We start from the raw sequence: 17,211 nt of genomic DNA, 5'->3' as shown, positions 1-17,211 counted from the left end.
TTTTCGAACGGTTTGGGTGTATCAACGACCCCCGATGTGGCTCTGAACGGCCGTGACCCGTACAGCGGTCGCGCTGATGTCTCCCAGGGGGAGTCCACGAAAGGAACTGAGATGGCAGAGACCAAGAGCACGGCCGGCCAGGCCGCCAAGCGCCGCACCACCGCCGGCAGTGCGGGGCGCGCGGTCGCCACAGGTCGCAACGGTGCGACGGCCGAGGCACAGGACGTAGCCGACGTGGCTCAGGACGCCGCGGAGCTCGCGATGCAGACGGCCGGCGCGATCGCCGACCGTGCCCTCGCGGACCCGCGGGCAGCCACACCGACGACGAACTTCACGTCAGAGCTCAACAACATCGACTTCCGCAAGATGATCGGCGGTCCGCTGCAGGCAGCGGTGGACGCGCAGGTGGCCTCGTCGCTGGCGACGATCGACTTCATCAACAGGGTCGGCTTCTCGGGGGAGGGCGACAGTCGCGAGCTCGTCATGGTCGACTTCTCGCACAAGCGCAAGGACGTCGACTCCACCGGAGCCGAGGTGACGAAGGACGTCGCGCTCCGCGTGCCGCTGCTCGCCATGCTGCCCATCCCGTCGCTGCGCATCGAGCAGGTCGTCATCGACTTCAACGTCAAGCTCAACTCGGTCGAGAGCTCCAGCACGAGCGACGCGCTCGGCGTCGATGCGGAGGTCAAGGCGGGATGGGGACCGGTCAGCTTCAAGGTGTCCGCGTCCTACCAGCGCAAGACAGCCACGAACGTCGAGGTGAAGAAGGAGTACGCGCTCAACGTCAACGTCAAGGCGGTCCAGGACGAGATGCCCCCGGGCCTCGAGAAGGTCCTCGGGATGTTGTCGGCCTGACGGACCGACGCGCCGACACGCAGACACGCCGACACGACGAAGGAGAACGGGCATGGCCGAGGTGACCCTGGGCGACTACACCGGCTACATCCTGCTCGAGATGATCAGGGCCCGGGAGATGGCCGACCACTACTCCCGGACCGTGGCCGAGCGGTATGCCGCCGACGAGGTGATGCGCCACTTCGCGGTGCCGCGCTTCAAGGTGCCGAAGATGGAGCTGACCATCCCGGTGCTCATCTCCGGGGCGCGGTTCAGCCAGGTGCTGCGTTTCGACATGGCCGCCGACGACTTCGTCGCCACCATGGGGCAGCGTGCGGCAGAGGCCCGGGAGCGGCTGGCCAGCCCGCCCCTCCCGGGCTTCCCGGGCAAGATCGGGCCGGTCATGCCGGGTCGGCCAGACATCCCGATCCTGCTGCCCCCGCGGCCGGTGCCCGTCGATCGTGACGCCACCGTCGGCGCGGCCGTGACGGACACCGGGGACCCGACGGCCACGCCCGACCTGCGCTCCCTCGCCCTGGACTTCCACGCGCAGCTCGTCGCCAATCCCGACCCGCTACGACCCGAGACGATCGTCGCGGTGATGTGGAGCCGGATCTTCTGGTCCGCCATGGGTGATCCGACGTCCAGCCCGACGGCCCCGCCGGAGTCCGCGCTGCCGACCGACCCGCGACAGGCTCTTCTCGCGGAGACGAGCCAGGACGTGCTCGAGCTCGTGCGGTCCCGCACCGTCATCGACCGGACGACGATCGACAACCTGCTCATCAACCCTGAGACCAACGTCGTCAAGAACGGCAGCACGGACTCGAGCGTCTTCACCGTCTCGGCCGAGCTGCTGGAGGAGGCGTTCTTCCTCCGATCCGTGACCGACGAGTCGGGTGCGACGTCCACGGTCGTGGAGTTCGAGTGACATGCTGCCCTTCCTCCATGACCGACTGACGAGGTATGCCGTCCTGCTGGAGTCGTCCTCCGCGGCGATGACGGCGTATGCCGCGAACGACGCGGGATACGCCGTGGCGGTCGCCGACCACCTCGCCGCCACGGCCGCCGCCTACGAGTCGATGGGCTCGAGCGACGCCGAGAACGCGGTTCGCGCGTCCCGCGCTGAGCTGGAGGCGGCCCGTCGCGGTGTCGACGTCGGGACGGGGGTCCGTGTGGAGACCCGGCGGCGCGAGTTCGAGCGCTCGGCCGCGCTCCGAGTCCTGCTCGCGACCGCGGAGCGGCTCCGTGACGACCATGGGAACGCGAGGTCCACGCTCGACGACGCTCGTGAGCAGCTCGGCCCCGTGGTCGTGTTCGCGCTCGACCACGGCCTCATGCCGGCCGGCTTCGGCGCCCCGACCCAGGAGGAGCTGGAGAAGCTCTGGCGCGCGATCCTGCTACGTCCCGAGAGCCGGGGCACGGCTCAGGTGCTCGCGATGCGGCTGTCGCAGCCCGACATCCTGCTCCTGCTGGCCGACCTGCTCGTGGCAGCCGGCGTGCGGCAGTGACCGGCCCGCCTGCCCCGGACCGCGGGCTCAGGCAGCGACCACGGCGCGGGCCGGCGCGCTCTCCGAGGCGGCCGACGTGACGCCCGCAGCGGCGGTGCGACGCTCCTCGACCCGGCGGTCCCGGAGGGCGCCCCGCAGTCGCCACGCGCCGTAGACGGCGCCGACGCTGATGACGAGGTGCAGGCCGAGGAAGCCGTTGGCGAGCCCCATCCCGAGCAGGGCACCGGCCACGAGCGGCCCGACGGCCGAGAAGGTCGTCTGGATCGCCGTGAAGGTGCCCAGCGTCGTGCCGACGAGCCCGCGGGGAGCGAGGCTCGCGGTGAGCGGGTTGAGCACGGGTGCGTACATCGTCTCGCCGACGGCGAAGATGCCGAACGTCGTGACGAAGAGGGCCGAGGCGACCTCCGGCGTGAGCTGCGCCACCGAGAGGACGACCCACGACAGGGTCCAGATGGCGCCGACGACCATGAGCAGGCTGGCCGCGTTGCGACGCGCGGTGACCCGCACGACGACGACCTGCAGGACCACGATGACGACGCAGTTGACGGCGGCCGCGAGACCGATGGCGGACTCGTCGACGTCGAGGACGGTCAGGGCGTAGGCCGGCAGGCCGGACTCGAACTGCGCGTAGAAACCGAGGGCCAGGGCCACTGCGACGACCGCGGTCCAGCGCAGGGCCGGCACGGCGAAGATGCGGCGCAGGGCCGCCATCGTGCCGAGCTGCGTCTCCGCCTCGCCCGCGGCGAGGTCGGGGGCGACCTCGCTCGGGGCGCCGATGCCGGCGACGTGGATGAGGACGGCCGAGATCGCGAAGCCCGCCCCCGCCGCGATGAACGCGAACGTCATGCCGTCGGCGCGCGAGAGGTCGACGAACTGGCCGGCGACGAAGGCGCCGAGGGCCATGCCGATGGCCTCGGCGGTGAACTTGTAGGCGAAGACCTTGCGGCGGTCGTCGCTCCCGGCCCAGCGCAGCACGAGCACCGACGCGGCGGGGCCGGCTGCGGTCAGGCCGAAGCCGAAGACGAACATGCCGACGAGGAAGGCCGGCGCCGACCCGGCCCAGACGAGGCTGCCGACGCCGACGGCGGCGAGCAGCTTGGCCACGACGGCGACGGTGACCGGGTTGTAGCGGTCGCTGAGGCGCCCGGCGAAGGGTGCGGCGACGAGCGCGCCGACCGAGAAGAGCGTGCTGGCCAGGGCGGCAGCGAGGGCGCCCCAGCCGCGGGTGTTGGCCGCATACGCGTACTGGTAGGGCAGCACGGTGCCCCATCCGAGCATGCCGATGGACGACGCGAGGATGAGCAGCTTGGTGCGCATGGGTTTCACACCCTTTCCGGGACGGGGAGGCGGACTTCGGGAGTCAACGCAGCTTCGGTATCGAATATTTCGTCATCGAAGTTCGACTTCGAAACAGTAGCACCAGCCCACCCGGGTGCGACAATGCCTTTCCATGGCAGCGAAGCGACGACAGACCGCCCAGCAGGAGCACGCCGCGGACGTCGCGACCTACGTGGCCGCCGGCGGCGAGGAGTCCGTGCAGCGGGTCATCACCGCGGTGTTCTCCGTGACGAAGAAGCTCGACCAGTGGTACGTCCGGCAGTTCGCCGACCTCGACCTGACCCAGGGCGAGTGGTCGGTGCTGGCCTCCCTGGCCCGCGCGGGCGACACGTGCCTCACCCCGAGCCAGCTCGCCGACCTCTCCAACGTGGCCCCCTCGTCGATGACGCACCGCCTCGACAAGATGGCCGGCCGTGGCCTGCTCCAGCGCCGCCCCGACGAGTCCAACCGCACCCGCACCCTCGTCTCCCTGACGAAGGACGGGTGGGCCCTGTTCAGCGCCGCGGTCCGCGAGTCCAACGTCGTCGAGAGCGACACCCTGCGCGGACTGTCCGACTCGGAGCGGCACGAGCTGGCCCGGCTCCTCGAGATCGTCATCGCGGGCCTCGACGACATCGACGCGTAGCCGGGCCTGCGTCGCGGGCGTAGCGTCGCCCGCATGAACGCCAACGGGCAGCCGGTCGCCCTCGTCACCGGAACCTCCTCGGGCATGGGCCTGGACACCGCCGTCGAGCTGGCCCGTCGCGGCCTCGCCGTCGTCGCGACGATGCGCGACACGAGCCGGTCCGGGGCACTGACCGCTGCCGCGACCGAGGCGGGCGTCGAGCTCGACGTGCGGGCCCTCGACGTCACCGACCACGAGGCCGCCCGGGCCTGCGTCGACGGGGTGCTCGCCGACCACGGCCGCCTCGACGTCCTCGTCAACAACGCCGGCCGCGGCGCCGTCGCCACCGCCGAGCAGCTGAGCCTCGACGAGATCCGCGACCAGCTCGAGGTGAACTACCTCGGGCCCGTCGCCCTGACCAAGCTCGTCCTGCCCCACATGCGCTCGGCCGGGTCCGGCGCCGTGCTCACCGTGACGAGCGTCGGTGGCGCCGTCGGGCAGCCGTTCGCGGACGCCTACTGCGGCGCCAAGTTCGCCGTCGAGGGCTTCATGCAGTCGCTCGCCGTCGTCATGCTCGCCCACGGCGTGCACGTCTCGGTCATCGAGCCCGCGGCCGTCGCGAGCGACTTCGTCGGCAACGTGGCCCGTCCCGAGGGCGATCCCGCCGACCCGTATGCCGCCCAGCTCGACGCGTACCTCGCGCGGTCCGCGGGCGCCTTCGCCAACGCGCAGTCCTCCCGGGACGCCGCGGTCGCCATCGCCGACGCCGCGACGTCGGCCGAGCACCGCTTCCGCTGGCAGACCTCGGAGGGCGCGACCGCCTTCGTCGGCATGTCGCTCGCCGACACGGACGGCAGTCGCGTGCTCGGCGTGACCCGGTCCTGGATCGAGTGAGCTCCTCGTTAGAGTCGGCCCCGTGAGCTACCGCAGGCCCGTCCCGACGATCGGCGACCCGTCGTCGGCCGCCGAGCGGGCCCAGGCGCCCGACGCGTGGGCGCTGCGCGACGACCTCGCCTCGCTCGAGCGGGTCGTCGGCGCTCGCCGCGACATCCGCCGCTTCCGACCCGACCCCGTGCCCGACGACGTGCTCACCGCGGTGCTCACGGCCGGTCACCGGGGTCCGTCGGTCGGGCACAGCCAGCCGTGGCGCTTCGTCGTCGTCACGGAGGCTGCGACCCGCGACACCGCCGCCCTCATGGCCGACCGGAGCCGCCTGCGCCAGGCCGCCGGGATGACGGAGGAGTCGGCGCGCGGCCTGCTCGACCTGCGTCTCGAGGGCATCCGGGAGGCGCCCGTCGGCGTCGTCGTCGCGTGCGACCGCCGCACCCCGGCCGCCGGGGTGCTCGGTCGGGCCACCTTCCCCGACGCCGACCTCTGGTCGTGCGCGGCGGCCATCGAGAACATCTGGCTGACGGCCCGGGCCCACGGCCTCGGTCTCGGCTGGGTCACCCTCTTCGAGCCGGCCGAGCTCGCCGACCTGCTCGGCCTGCCCGACGGCGTCGAGACCCTCGGCTGGCTCTGCCTCGGCTGGCCCGACGAGCGGCCGCCCGAGCCCGGCCTCGAGCGGGCCGGCTGGAGCAGGCGCCTCCCGCTCGAGCAGGTCGTCATGCGCGAACGCTGGACCGAGCGCGACGCCCCGCCCTCCCACCTGCGTGCGCCGGAGCCGGCCGACGTCGTCGCCGCCCGCGACCGATCCGACGACCTCCTCACGGTGCCGGGCTCGCTCGGGGTCCTCGACACCGTCCTCGACCGCGTCACCGCGCTCGCGGCCGTGGACGGTCGGGGCACCCTCGTCGTCGCGGCCGCCGACCATGCCGTGACGGCATACGGCATCTCCGCCTTCGACCCGACGGTCACTGCCGATGTCGCCCGCGCGACCCGTGAGGGCACGTCGATGGGGGCCGTGGCCGCTCGCGCTGCGGGCCTCGACGTCGAGCTCATCGACGCCGGGATCGGTTGCAGCAGAGGCGATCTCGTCACCTCCGACGCGCTAGACGAGAGGGCGTATGCCGCCCTGCTCGCTCTCGGTCGCGACCGCGGTCGCGCGCTGGCGGGCGCCGGACCCGTGGCGCTCGGCGAGGTCGGTGTCGGCAACACGACCGTGGCGGCCGCCCTCGCCGCCGCCCTGCTCGACGTGCCGGCCGACGACGTCGTCGGCCGTGGGTCCTCCGCCGACGCGGCGATGCTCGACCGCAAGCGCGACGTCGTGACGCAGGCGCTCGCCCGGGTCGGGCGCGTCGGCCCGGACGAGGCCGTCCGTCGCCTCGGCGGGGGAGAGCTTGCCGTCCTCACCGGGATCGTGCTCGGGGTGGCCGAGTCCGGAGGGGTCGTGGTGCTCGACGGCCTCGCCACCTCGGTGTGTGCGCTCGCCGCCGTGCGCCACGAGCCGGCGGTCGCGGCGCACCTCGTCGCCGGCCAGCGGTCACGTGAGAAGGCCCACGCCCTCGTGCTCCGCGAGCTGGGTCTCGAGCCCCTCCTCGACCTGCGTATCCGTGCGGGCGAGGGCGTCGGTGCGGCCCTCGCGACCGGGCTCGTCAAGGCCGCGCTGGCGCTGCGGACGGGCGTCGCGCGCACCTCCACGGTTTGAGTCCGACGGCGGGACCCCTCTAGTTTTGTGTGGTTGTCCAACCATCGAACTGCCCCCACGAGGGGCTGGGAGACTCGCATGACCACACAGACCCAGGACCGACCACCGACTCCCGACTCGGGCGCCAGCGCCGACGACCGGGCCTTCCTCGGGCACCCCAAGGGACTGTCGACCCTCTTCTTCGTCGAGCTGTGGGAGCGCTTCTCCTACTACGGGATGCGCGCCATCCTGCTCTACTTCCTCATCGACACCGTGGCCAACGGCGGCCTCGGCATCGACGAGACCACCGGCACCGCCGTCGTCGCGATCTACGGCGCGTCCGTCTACCTCCTGTCGATCATCGGCGGCTTCACCGCCGACCGGCTCTTCGGCGCCCGCCGCTCGACGCTCTACGGCGCGGTCGTCATCATGGCCGGCCACGTCTGCCTGGCCATCCCGGCCGCGGCGACCGCCTGGCTCGGCATCGCGCTCGTGGCCCTCGGCACCGGCCTGCTCAAGCCCAACGTCTCCGCCATGGTGGGCACGCTCTACAAGCCCGAGGACGCACGTCGCGACGGCGGCTTCTCGATCTTCTACATGTCGATCAACATCGGCTCGTTCTTCTCGCCGCTCGTCGTCGGGTGGCTGCGTGAGCACTACGGCTACCACGTCGGCTTCTCGGCCGCAGCGGTCGGCATGGCCATCGCCATCGCGTGGTTCGTCCTCGGTCGCAAGGCCCTCGGCCCCGCCGTCGACGACGTGCCCAACCCGCTCTCGCCCGAGGAGCGCGGCCGCGTGTCGGCCCTCGCCGTCGGCGCCGTCGTCGCTTTCGCGGTCATCGTCGTGCTCGCCGGCCTGTGGCGCGACACCGTCCTCGACCAGGTCATCGACGGGATCTCGATCGTCGCCGTGCTGACGCCCATCGGGTACTTCACGATGATGTTCCGCAGCCCCAAGGTCGAGCGCGAGGAGAAGTCGCACCTCGCCGCCTACCTCCCGCTGTGGATCGGCGCGATGCTCTTCTGGATGATCTTCGAGCAGGCCGCCGGCAAGATGGCGATCTTCGCCGCCGACAACACCGTCAAGGAGACGGCGGGCATCACCATCAACCCCGAGTGGTTCCAGTCGATCAACCCGCTCGCCATCGTCCTGCTCGCGCCGGTCTTCGGCTGGATCTGGACCAAGCGCGCCGGACGCTTCCCGTCGACCCCGATGAAGTTCGTCCTCGGTGTCACGATCATCGGCCTGTCGGCCCTCGCCATGTCGTGGGCCTTCGCGACGTTCCAGGGCAACACGGCGCCCGTCTACATCCTCGGTGGCATCTTCGTCATGCAGACCGTCGCCGAGCTCTGCCTCTCGCCGGTGGGGCTCTCGGCCACGACCCGTCTCGCGCCGCGCGCCTTCGCGAGCCAGGCCATGGCGCTCTGGTTCCTCGGCAGCGCCGCGGGCCAGGCCATCGCCGCGCAGCTCATCCAGGCGATGGGCGGCCTCAGCGACGCGGTCTACTACCTCGTCAACGGCGTCATCACCCTCGTCGTCGCCGGCGTGCTCCTCGCGCTCGTCCCGTGGATCCGTCGCAAGATGTCGACGGCCGAGCTGCACGCCACCGACCGCGTCGCCAGCACCGGCCGCACCGACAGCGTCTCGGTGCACTGACGTGATCGTCAGGCTCGACGGCGTCAGCCCGGTGGTCCACGAGACCGCCTGGGTGGCGCCGAGCGCCGACCTCGTCGGGGCCGTCGACCTCCGGGCGGGCTCGAGCGTCTGGTACACCGCCGTGCTCCGCGCCGACGTCGACCCGATCGTGCTCGGCGAGGGCAGCAACCTGCAGGACGGCGTCGTCGTGCACACCGATGCCGGACACCCGACGAGCATCGGCGCGGGCGTGTCGGTCGGCCACCGTGCCGTCCTCCACGGCTGCACCGTCGAGGACGACTGCCTCGTCGGGATGGGGGCCATCGTGCTCAACGGGGCCCGCATCGGCGCGGGCAGCCTCATCGCCGCCGGCGCCGTCGTGCCCGAGGGTGCCGTCATCCCGCCCCGGTCGCTCGTCGCCGGCGTGCCGGGGAAGATCCGCCGCGAGATCGACGAGCCGGGGCTTGCGCGCATCCGCGCCAACGCCGAGGTCTACGTAGAACTCGCCCGCCGCCACCGCGCAGCCACCAGCGCCTGAGGGCGCGCACGCGCGGCGGCGGCCCACCCGGCATACCCTCCGCTGGTTCGAGGTGATGTCGCGAGGCACATGTCCGTGCCGGCAWCACCTCGAACGGCGGTTCAGCGGAGGAGCAGGACCGCGGCGACGACGCCGGCGACGACGACGAGCACCCGGAAGAGGGTCGGGGGCAGGCGGCGTCCGACGCGGGCACCCACGTAGCCGCCGACGACCGACCCGGCCGCGAGGAGCCCGATCGCCTGCCAGTCGAGGTCGGCGACGGCGATGAAGATGAGCCCGGCGACGACGTTGCCGGCGAAGATCGCGAGGGTCTTGAGGGCGTTGACGACCCGCAGGTCGATGTCGAGCCCGAGCCCGAGGACGGCGACCATCATGACGCCGGAGCCCGCCCCGAAGTAGCCGCCATAGACACCGGTCAGCAGGGCGAAGAAGGTCGTCACCGGTCCCATCCGGGTGCGTGGTCCGACGTCCTTGCCGCTGCGCGACCGGAGCCACCGGGCGACCCACGGCTGCACGCCGACGAGCAGGCAGGTGAAGAGGATGAGCCACGGCGCGACGGCCTCGAAGACGCTGGACGGCAGGGCCAGCAGCAGCACCGCCCCGCCGACGGCACCCACCGCGCACGTGACGACGACGGTCCACGTGATGCGCGGGTGCTCGCGCAGCTCGGCCCGGTAGCCGAACGACCCGCTGACACCCGCAGGCACGAGGCCGACGGTGTTGGAGGCGTTGGCCACGACGGGTGGCAGCCCGACGGCGAGCAGGACGGGGAAGCTGAGCAGCGAGGCCACCCCGACGGTCGTGGTGAGGATGCCGGCGCCGAGACCTGCGCCGAGGACGGCGAGCATCTCGAGGGGCGTCACGACCCGTCTCGCAGCACCGCCACGTCACTGACCATGACGACGTGGGCGTGCATCGCCGCGGCGGCCGCCTCCGGGTCGCCGGAGCGGATGGCGTCGGCGATGGCGCGGTGCCCGACGAGCGAGTCGGCAGGGCGGCCAGGCTGGCTCAGGGACTCGATGCGGGTCTCGCGGACGAGGTCGCGGATCTCGTCCATGAGCCGGGCCAGCAGCAGCGAGTGGGCGGCCGCGGTGACGGCGCCGTGGAAGCGCTCGTCGCCCTCGACCCCGCGCCCGCCGGCCTCGACGTCGCGGGCCATCTCCTCGATGGCCTCGTCGATGCGGGCGAGGTCGTCGGCGGTGCGTCTGGCTGCGGCGAGGGCGGCGATCTTCGTCTCGAGGGCGTCGCGCGTGTCGATGATCTCGGGCAGCCGGTGGGCGTGCGCGCGGATGGCCTCGACGATCCGCCGCGGGCCGGGGGCGTCCGACAGGACCGTGCCGTCGCCGTGCCGGACCGTCACGACACCGATGACCTCGAGCGCGACGAGGGCCTGGCTGAGCGTGGCGCGGCTGACGCCGAGGCGCTGGGCGAGCTCGCGCTCGGGAGGCAGCCGGTCTCCCGTCGTGAGACCGTTCGACTCGATCCACGCGGTGATCTGCTCGGCCACCTGCTCGTAGAGCCGGGTGCGCGTGAGGCGGGACATGCCCGATGTCGACATGGGGTCACTCTATTGACAGTCGGCCTATTGACCTATTGGCTAGGCCACTGAGCCAGCCATGAGCCTCGTCACAAGGGCGTGGAACCAGGCGCGCTGGCCGCGACCGACGGAGGACACGCATGGGACCGGAATGGGTCTCGATCATCGCGCTCGTCGCACTCTTCGTGATCGGCACGCTGCTGCCGATCAACATGGGAGCCCTCGCCTACGTGGCGGCCTGGCTCGTCGGGGTCTACTCGCTCGGCCTCAGCGAGAAGGAGATCCTCGGTGGCGTCAGCGGTGACCTCATCCTCACCCTGATCGGGGTCACCTACCTCTTCGCCATCGCCAAGAACAACGGCACCGTCGACCTCATCGTCAGATCCGCGGTCAAGGCGGTCGGCGGGCGCGTGGCGCTCATCCCGTGGGTGATGTTCTTCGTGACGGCTCTGCTCACCGCCATCGGCGCCGCGAGCCCTGCGGCCTGCGCCATCATCGGCCCGATCGCCCTCGGCTTCGCTGGACGCTACAAGATCAACCCGCTCCTCATGGGCATGTTCGTCGTGCACGGCGCCCAGGGCGGCGGCTTCTCGCCGATCAGCATCTACGGCACCATCACGAACTCCGTCATGAAGGACAACGGCCTCCCGTCGAGCGAGATGACCGTCTTCCTCGCGAGCCTCGCAGTCAACGTCCTCATGGCCGTCATCCTCTTCCTCGTCCTCGGTGGCCGTCGCCTCATGAACCAGCGCGCCGACGACCTCGACGACGTCGACGGCCCGATGGGCGGCGACTCGATCTCCGAGGACCTCCACCGCGGCGGCGTCGGCGTCGCCACGCGCGGCACCGGCACGATGACCGCGACCCGCACCCAGGCGCTCGGCGTCAAGCGCGACCAGGTGCTGACGCTCGTCGCCTTCACGCTCGTGGCCCTCATCGCGCTGGCCTTCGACAAGAACATCGGCTTCGTCTCGATCACGGCCGCCGTCATCCTCGCGATGTTCGCGCCGACCCAGCACAAGGACGCCATCAAGCAGGTCGCGTGGCCGACCGTCCTCCTCGTCGCGGGCGTGAGCACGTATGCCGCCGTGCTGACCGAGGCGAAGGCGCCCGAGTTCGTCGGCAACTGGGCTGCAGGCCTCGGCGCCGCCGTCATCGGGGCGCTCGTGCTCTGCTACGTCGGTGGCGTCGTCTCGGCGTTCGCGTCGTCGACCGCCCTGCTGCCCGTCATCATTCCGATCGCCGTGCCGCTCATCGCCAACGGCGGCATCGGCGCTGCGGCGTTCGTCGCCGCGCTCGCGATCAGCTCGACGATCGTCGACGTGAGCCCGTTCTCGACGAACGGGGCCCTGATGCTGGCCAACCGGCCCGACACCATCAGCGAACCGGTGTACTACAAGCAGATCCTCACCTACAGCGTCATCGTGGTCGTCGCCGGCCCGTTGCTCGTGTGGGCCGCCCTGATCCTCCCCGGATGGTGACCGAATGACCGCTCATGGACCCCTTTCCGACATCGTCGTCGTCGACCTCTCGCGTGCCCTCGCTGGACCGCACGCGACGATGATGCTGGCCGACCAGGGCGCGCGCGTCATCAAGGTCGAGGCCCCCGGCCGCGGGGACGACACCCGCGGCTGGGGCCCGCCCTTCGTCGGCGAGGAGGGCGCGCGCGAGTCGACGTACTTCCTGTCGGCCAACCGCAACAAGGAGTCGATCACCCTCGACCTCAAGGACGAGGCGGACCGCGACGTGCTGCTCGCGCTCGTCGACCGGGCCGACGTGCTCGTCGAGAACTTCCGCACCGGTGTGCTCGAGCGGCTCGGCCTCGGCATCGACTCGCTCATGGAGCGCAACCCGCGGCTCGTCGTCCTGTCGATCACCGGTTTCGGCCACGACGGGCCCGAGGGCGGCCGCGCCGGCTACGACCAGATCGCCCAGGGCGAGGCCGGCGTCATGTCGCTGACCGGCTCCGGGCCCGACGACCCGCAGCGCGTCGGCCTGCCGATCGCCGACCTGCTCTCCGGGATGTACGGGGCCTACGGCGTCGTCGCGGCCCTCAACGAGCGGCACCGCACCGGGACGGGCTCCGTCGTGCGGACCTCCCTGCTCGCAGCGGTCGTCGGCGTGCACGCGTTCCAGGGCACGCGCTGGACCGTGGCCGGAGAGGTGGGCCGATCGGCCGGGAACCACCACCCGTCGATCAGCCCGTACGGCCTCTTCCACTGCCGCGACGGCTTCGTCCAGATCGCCGTCGGCAGCGAGGGCCTCTGGCAGCGGCTCTGCGCGGCGTTCGGCCTCGACCCGGCCGCCGAGGGACTCGCGACGAACGCCGAGCGCGTCGCCGAGCGCGAGCGGGTCATCGAGGTCGTCGAGGCGGCCTTCGCCGACTGGGACGCCGAGCCGCTGCTCGCCCGGCTCGCCGAGGTCGGCGTGCCCGCCGGCAAGGTGCGCAGCCTCGACGAGGTGTACGCGTGGGACCAGACCGCGAGCCAAGGCCTGCTCGTCGAGGTCGAGCACCCGACCCTCGGGTCGCTGACGCTGCCGGGTCCGCCACTGCGGTTCTTCGACGGCGACGGCACCGAGGTGACGCGCCGCGACCACGACGCACCACCGACTCTCGACGAGGACGGCGCGGCCATCCGCGCCTGGCTGAAGGAGGAGTGATGGCGCGCCGACCGTGGACCGCGCACGAGCTGCTCGACCTCGTGCTCGACTCCGGCTCCTTCGAGTCGTGGGACGAGCCGATCGACATCAGCGGCCAGCCCGAGGACTACCGCCGCCAGCTCGAGGCGGCGGCGGCCAGGGCCGGGACCGACGAGTCCGTGCTCACCGGGCGCGGCCTCGTCCGCGGCCGTCCCGTAGCCGTCGTCGTCAACGAGTTCCGCTTCCTCGCCGGCTCGATCGGTCGGGCCGCGGCCCAGCGGATCACCGCCGCCGTGCGGCGCGCGACCGCCGAGGGTCTGCCCGTGCTCGCCTCGACGGCCTCCGGTGGCACCCGCATGCAGGAGGGGACCCCGGCGTTCATCGAGATGGTCGAGATCTCGCGGGCGCTCATGGCGCACCGCGCCGCCCGGCTGCCCTACCTCGTGCACCTGCGGCACCCGACGACCGGCGGGGTGTACGCGTCGTGGGGGTCCCTCGGGCACGTGACCGTCGCCGAGCCCGGAGCGCTCGTCGGCTTCCTCGGGCCGAAGGTCTACGAGGCGCTCAACGGTGTGCCCTTCCCGGCCGGCGTGCAGACCGCCGAGAACCTCGCCGCCAAGGGGGTGCTCGACGCCGTCGTGGCCGCCGAGGACCTGCCGATGCTCGTCGACCGGGCCCTGGGCGTCCTCGTCGACGGCCCGACCCTGCCGCGTCTCGACCACCGCGCCGGCGAGCCGAGCCGGCACCTGTCCGCCTGGGAGTCCATCGAGGTCACTCGCCGTCCGGACCGCGCCGGCGTTCGTGAGCTGCTGCGCTACGGCGCGACCGGCACCCTGCGGCTGCGGGGCACCGACGAGGGTKAGCGGGACTCCACGATGCTCGTCGCGCTGACGCGCCTCGACGGACAGCCCTGCGTCCTCGTCGGACAGGACCGGGCGCGGCAGTCGCCGACGTCGCCGATGGGGCCGGGCGCGCTGCGTGAGGCCCGGCGCGCCATGCGCCTCGCGGAGGAGCTGGGTATGCCGCTCGTCACCGTCATCGACACCCCCGGCGCCGAGCTGTCGGCGCACGCCGAGGAGGGCGCGATCGCGGGCGAGATCGCCCGGTGCATCGCGACCCTCACGACGATGACGGTGCCGACGGTGTCGGTCGTCCTCGGGCAGGGTTGCGGGGGAGGGGCGCTCGCGCTGCTACCGGCCCGCGAGGTCATCGCCGCCGAGCACGCCTGGCTCTCGCCGCTCCCGCCCGAGGGCGCGAGCGCCATCGTCCACGGCGACGTGTCGCACGCCGCCGAGATGGCTGAGCTCCAGCAGGTGGGCGTCCTCGATCTCGCCGCGCGGGGGATCGTCAGCCGCATCGTGCCCGAGCCTGCCGACGACACGCCCGCCTCGCTGGCGCTCGCGGTCGTCGCCGAGTGCGCGGCCGCGCTGCGTCGCCAGACCCATGGCGAGGCCCACGTCCTCGCGAGCTAGGGCACCCGGAGCGAGGTCGGGGAGAGGAACGGGCGAAGGGGGCTGTCGACGCCCAGGTCGGGCCACCGCCGGGCGACGCCGGCCAGCAGGTCGGCGACCTGGACGCGCGCGTCGTCGCGGGAGTCGACAGTGACGAGCCCGGCGAGCGGTAACACGCCGCGGTGGCTGCGGTCGTGGCCGCCGTCGTCGGTGCCGTCCGACAGGGCCTGCTGGAGGCGGCGGAGCCGGTCGGCGGTCAGGGCGCTCTGCTCGTCGTGGACCACGAGCACCTGCTGTCGACCGTCGCTCCACGTGAGGACGGTGTCGGCGAGGGCTGTCAGCAGGGGTTCGAGCGGTGGCGGGATCGTGCGGTCGTCGTGGACGAGCCGCGTCACGACGCCGCGCACCCTCGTCCGGGTCAACGCCGCGAGAACGGCCCTGGCCTCGGGGTCCACCTCGGGCGCGAGCGCGTCCCTGGCCTGGAAGAAGGTCTCGAGCACCCTGCGGTCGACGTGGTGTCGGCGCTTGGTGCGGACGAGGTCGACGAAGGCCGCGAGGAAGGCAAGCCACTCCGGTGCGCGTGACCGGCCGCACCGGTGGAGCGCGATGGCGGCGGGTCGCTGGTGCGCCGTCAGGCGGGTGCCGGCCGCCCACGACGGCTCCGAGAGGAAGAGGTCGACGACGCGGGTCGCGAGGAAGTACTCCTTGTCGACGACCTCAACGTGCGCACGGCCCTGGAGGCGCGAGAGCAGCCACACCAGGGCCTCGTCCGCGTGACGGCCCCGGAGCAGCTGTCCGGACTTGAGCTCGTCGAGCGACCAGCGTGAGTCGCTCCTGAGCGCCTCCACGAGCTCGGACGCCTCGGTGAGGCTGAGGTCGGTGCTGGCGTGCGTGAACACCGGCGTCGCGGGGTCGAGCAGGTTGCTGCCCGAGAAGCCCGACTCGTCGCAGGCGATCTCGACGGCGGCACCGGCGAGATCGCCTGCGGGCGGCAGGCCGCCCTGCAGGGGAGGTCGCGATGCGCCGGCCACGCGGCCCATGCTCGTCCGGAAGGGGCGGGAGCACCAGTCAATAGAAGCGGTGCCCACGGACGGGACCTGGCTCGGCTCCCTTACGGTGGGAGGGCCCGTCCGATCGACGGGTCCGTGGGCGGGCGTGACACCCCGCCGGGACCGGAGAAGCCGGGAGAGGCCCGGAGAAGACCAGAGGAGACCAGGAGGTGCCGGTGCGCGGCGACAGGGAGCGGCACCTGACCGCAGGCGCCGGGCTCGACCTCTACGCGGCGGCTGCCGATCTCACCCAGCTCGTGAGCGGCCACGTCGTCGGGCTGCTCGCCGGGCGACCGACGCCTGGCTTCCGCCGGCTCGGCGTGGGCATCGACCAGATCGACAAGGGGCTCACGGCCCTCGAGCCCACCGCCCAGCGCAGCGTCTGGACGATGCACCCGATCCTCAGCTACGACCCAGCGAACGAGATGAGGCTGCTCGACGACCACACCCGACGCCGAGGCGTCGACATGCGGTGCATCACGACCGAACGCAGCCTGAACCTCTACCCCCTCCTCACCTCGGAGATCCCGCACGTCCAGTTCGGCCCGGCCCGCTCACAGTTCATCCTCGTCGACGAGGCGGTCGCCGTCGTGGGTGGTCCGCACAGCGAGGAGGGGTACCCGACGGCGTGGCTCACGACCCGGACCGACGTGCTGACGCTCGTCCGAGGCATCTGGGACCTGACCTGGCAGCTGTCGCACCCTGGGGTGCCCGCGGGCCAGAAGCCGCCCTTCACCGCCCGCCAGTGCGAGGTCGCCCGAAGGCTCGTCCTCGGGGCCAAGGACTCGGCCATCGCCCGCGATCTCGACGTCTCGCTGCGGACCGTCGCCGCCGACGTCTCGGTGCTCATGCATACGCTCGGTGCGGTGTCCCGAGCGGAGACGGCGCACCTGCTCGCGGGTGGGAGCCATCGACTCGACGCGGCCCGGCTCCGAGCGGAGGCGACATAGTCGAGCGGTACGCGCTGGAGGGCCTCAGGTCGGGGTGAAGTCGACGAGGTGCAGGTGCAGGGTGCCACCGGAGGGTGCGGGGTAGCGGCGACGGAGTCGGGCTGGTGGTCTGCGACGCTCCGACGCGTATGCCCCGTCTGCCCCGTCTGACTCGTCCGGCCCGTCTGACCGGTCCGGTTGGTTGGGGTCGGGGGCCAGGGTGAGCCGCGGCTGCGGGGGCGGTGTGGGTGGTGGGGGTGGTTTCTGGGGTGGGCCGATGAGCAGGCCGGTGTCGGTGTGGAAGGTGAGTCCGTCGGGGTGGGTGGGGTCGCCGGTGAGGGTGAACTCGCCGCGGTGGTGTCCGTCGTGGTGGAAGGTGCACAGGGCCAGGAGGTTGGTGGTGTCGGTGGGGCCGCCGTCGCGCCAGTGGATCAGGTGGTGGATCTCGAGGTGGTGGGTGGAGGCGCAGCCGGGGAAGCGGCAGCCGCGGTCGCGGTCCAGGACCAGGACGCGGGTGCGGTGGGGGACGACGCGGTGGGCGCGGCCGACGTTGACGGGGTGTCCGTCGGTCTCCCAGACCGG

Annotated in this window: 17 protein-coding genes; 12 read left to right on the top strand and 5 right to left on the bottom strand. The window is 72.3% G+C overall.

From position 1 onward, the window contains the following. Positions 1–111 precede the first annotated feature (111 nt). From AB4Y83_RS17465 to AB4Y83_RS17455, 3 genes are read left to right on the top strand one after another with little or no spacing between them, the layout of a single operon-like run. Positions 112–855 carry a DUF2589 domain-containing protein gene (locus AB4Y83_RS17465; RefSeq protein ID WP_442297639.1) on the top strand — a complete coding sequence of 248 codons (744 nt, stop codon included), beginning with the start codon at positions 112–114 and terminating at the stop codon, positions 853–855. A gap of 52 nt (positions 856–907) precedes the next feature. Then, positions 908–1,762, top strand: coding sequence for a hypothetical protein (locus AB4Y83_RS17460; RefSeq protein WP_442297638.1), 855 nt, complete (start codon positions 908–910; stop codon positions 1,760–1,762). A gap of 1 nt (position 1,763) precedes the next feature. Continuing rightward, positions 1,764–2,342 carry a hypothetical protein gene (locus AB4Y83_RS17455; protein WP_442297637.1) on the top strand — a complete coding sequence of 193 codons (579 nt, stop codon included), beginning with the start codon at positions 1,764–1,766 and terminating at the stop codon, positions 2,340–2,342. 27 nt (positions 2,343–2,369) lie between these two features. Here the strand turns inward: AB4Y83_RS17455 and AB4Y83_RS17450 are convergent, their stop codons facing one another. Beyond that, complete coding sequence (locus AB4Y83_RS17450) at positions 2,370–3,659, bottom strand: MFS transporter (protein WP_442297636.1); 1,290 nt, start codon at positions 3,657–3,659, stop codon at positions 2,370–2,372. 133 nt (positions 3,660–3,792) lie between these two features. On the opposite strand from AB4Y83_RS17450, the gene AB4Y83_RS17445 reads away from it, so the two are divergent. The 5 genes from AB4Y83_RS17445 (at position 3,793) to AB4Y83_RS17425 (ending at position 9,023) form a co-directional block, all read left to right on the top strand. Then, positions 3,793–4,305, top strand: coding sequence for a MarR family winged helix-turn-helix transcriptional regulator (locus tag AB4Y83_RS17445; protein ID WP_020142038.1), 513 nt, complete (start codon positions 3,793–3,795; stop codon positions 4,303–4,305). A gap of 33 nt (positions 4,306–4,338) precedes the next feature. After that, positions 4,339–5,178, top strand: a complete 840-nt coding sequence (locus AB4Y83_RS17440) for an SDR family NAD(P)-dependent oxidoreductase (RefSeq protein ID WP_442297635.1) — start codon at positions 4,339–4,341, stop codon at positions 5,176–5,178. A gap of 22 nt (positions 5,179–5,200) precedes the next feature. After that, positions 5,201–6,871 carry a 5,6-dimethylbenzimidazole synthase gene (gene bluB / locus AB4Y83_RS17435; RefSeq protein WP_442297634.1) on the top strand — a complete coding sequence of 557 codons (1,671 nt, stop codon included), beginning with the start codon at positions 5,201–5,203 and terminating at the stop codon, positions 6,869–6,871. 78 nt (positions 6,872–6,949) lie between these two features. After that, positions 6,950–8,506 carry a peptide MFS transporter gene (locus tag AB4Y83_RS17430; RefSeq protein WP_442297633.1) on the top strand — a complete coding sequence of 519 codons (1,557 nt, stop codon included), beginning with the start codon at positions 6,950–6,952 and terminating at the stop codon, positions 8,504–8,506. Position 8,507: 1 nt separating this feature from the next. Next, the gene (locus tag AB4Y83_RS17425) at positions 8,508–9,023 is read left to right on the top strand and encodes a gamma carbonic anhydrase family protein (protein ID WP_442297632.1); all 516 of its coding nucleotides are present in this window, start codon (positions 8,508–8,510) and stop codon (positions 9,021–9,023) included. A gap of 101 nt (positions 9,024–9,124) precedes the next feature. Here the strand turns inward: AB4Y83_RS17425 and AB4Y83_RS17420 are convergent, their stop codons facing one another. Together AB4Y83_RS17420 and AB4Y83_RS17415 are read right to left on the bottom strand one after the other, a co-directional pair. Next, complete coding sequence (locus AB4Y83_RS17420; RefSeq protein ID WP_442297631.1) at positions 9,125–9,886, bottom strand: sulfite exporter TauE/SafE family protein; 762 nt, start codon at positions 9,884–9,886, stop codon at positions 9,125–9,127. Further along, positions 9,883–10,581, bottom strand: a complete 699-nt coding sequence (locus AB4Y83_RS17415; RefSeq protein ID WP_056775573.1) for a FadR/GntR family transcriptional regulator — start codon at positions 10,579–10,581, stop codon at positions 9,883–9,885. Before AB4Y83_RS17415 ends, AB4Y83_RS17420 begins: the two co-directional genes overlap by 4 nt. Positions 10,582–10,700: 119 nt before the next feature. Between AB4Y83_RS17415 and AB4Y83_RS17410 the strand changes: the two genes are divergently transcribed. The 3 genes from AB4Y83_RS17410 to AB4Y83_RS17400 are packed head-to-tail and all read left to right on the top strand — an operon-like array spanning position 10,701 to position 14,672. Then, positions 10,701–12,041, top strand: coding sequence for an SLC13 family permease (locus AB4Y83_RS17410; protein WP_442297630.1), 1,341 nt, complete (start codon positions 10,701–10,703; stop codon positions 12,039–12,041). Between the two features lie 4 nt (positions 12,042–12,045). Beyond that, a complete protein-coding gene (locus tag AB4Y83_RS17405; RefSeq protein WP_442297629.1) occupies positions 12,046–13,221 on the top strand; it encodes a CaiB/BaiF CoA transferase family protein in 1,176 nt (391 codons plus the stop codon). Further along, the gene (locus tag AB4Y83_RS17400) at positions 13,221–14,672 is read left to right on the top strand and encodes a carboxyl transferase domain-containing protein (protein WP_442297628.1); all 1,452 of its coding nucleotides are present in this window, start codon (positions 13,221–13,223) and stop codon (positions 14,670–14,672) included. Before AB4Y83_RS17405 ends, AB4Y83_RS17400 begins: the two co-directional genes overlap by 1 nt. Here the strand turns inward: AB4Y83_RS17400 and AB4Y83_RS17395 are convergent. Further along, the gene (locus AB4Y83_RS17395) at positions 14,669–15,691 is read right to left on the bottom strand and encodes a DUF3800 domain-containing protein (RefSeq protein ID WP_442297664.1); all 1,023 of its coding nucleotides are present in this window, start codon (positions 15,689–15,691) and stop codon (positions 14,669–14,671) included. The two genes, AB4Y83_RS17400 and AB4Y83_RS17395, sit on opposite strands and share 4 nt — an antisense overlap. Before the next feature lie 185 nt (positions 15,692–15,876). On the opposite strand from AB4Y83_RS17395, the gene AB4Y83_RS17390 reads away from it, so the two are divergent. Next, positions 15,877–16,650 (top strand): helix-turn-helix domain-containing protein, encoded by a 774-nt coding sequence (locus AB4Y83_RS17390; RefSeq protein ID WP_442276700.1) that lies wholly within the window; start codon positions 15,877–15,879, stop codon positions 16,648–16,650. A 24-nt stretch (positions 16,651–16,674) separates the two neighbouring features. Here the strand turns inward: AB4Y83_RS17390 and AB4Y83_RS17385 are convergent. Further along, positions 16,675–17,211 (bottom strand): HNH endonuclease signature motif containing protein (locus AB4Y83_RS17385; protein ID WP_442297627.1); only part of this gene is annotated, 537 nt, incomplete at its 5' end.

The sequence above is a fragment of the Terrabacter sp. RAF57 genome (assembly GCF_052113925.1).
Taxonomy (GTDB): domain Bacteria; phylum Actinomycetota; class Actinomycetes; order Actinomycetales; family Dermatophilaceae; genus Terrabacter.
This window is presented reverse-complemented; position numbering and strand designations above follow the sequence as displayed.

What these genes read in the sequence shown, in the direction of transcription:
- AB4Y83_RS17465 (WP_442297639.1), top strand. Translation starts at nt 112, where the DNA reads ATGGCAGAGACCAAGAGCACGGCCGGCCAGGCCGCCAAGCGCCGCACC.
- AB4Y83_RS17460 (WP_442297638.1), top strand. Translation starts at nt 908, where the DNA reads ATGGCCGAGGTGACCCTGGGCGACTACACCGGCTACATCCTGCTCGAG.
- AB4Y83_RS17455 (WP_442297637.1), top strand. Translation starts at nt 1,764, where the DNA reads ATGCTGCCCTTCCTCCATGACCGACTGACGAGGTATGCCGTCCTGCTG.
- AB4Y83_RS17450 (WP_442297636.1), bottom strand. Translation starts at nt 3,659, where the DNA reads ATGCGCACCAAGCTGCTCATCCTCGCGTCGTCCATCGGCATGCTCGGA.
- AB4Y83_RS17445 (WP_020142038.1), top strand. Translation starts at nt 3,793, where the DNA reads ATGGCAGCGAAGCGACGACAGACCGCCCAGCAGGAGCACGCCGCGGAC.
- AB4Y83_RS17440 (WP_442297635.1), top strand. Translation starts at nt 4,339, where the DNA reads ATGAACGCCAACGGGCAGCCGGTCGCCCTCGTCACCGGAACCTCCTCG.
- AB4Y83_RS17430 (WP_442297633.1), top strand. Translation starts at nt 6,950, where the DNA reads ATGACCACACAGACCCAGGACCGACCACCGACTCCCGACTCGGGCGCC.
- AB4Y83_RS17415 (WP_056775573.1), bottom strand. Translation starts at nt 10,581, where the DNA reads ATGTCGACATCGGGCATGTCCCGCCTCACGCGCACCCGGCTCTACGAG.
- AB4Y83_RS17410 (WP_442297630.1), top strand. Translation starts at nt 10,701, where the DNA reads ATGGGACCGGAATGGGTCTCGATCATCGCGCTCGTCGCACTCTTCGTG.
- AB4Y83_RS17405 (WP_442297629.1), top strand. Translation starts at nt 12,046, where the DNA reads ATGACCGCTCATGGACCCCTTTCCGACATCGTCGTCGTCGACCTCTCG.
- AB4Y83_RS17395 (WP_442297664.1), bottom strand. Translation starts at nt 15,691, where the DNA reads ATGGGCCGCGTGGCCGGCGCATCGCGACCTCCCCTGCAGGGCGGCCTG.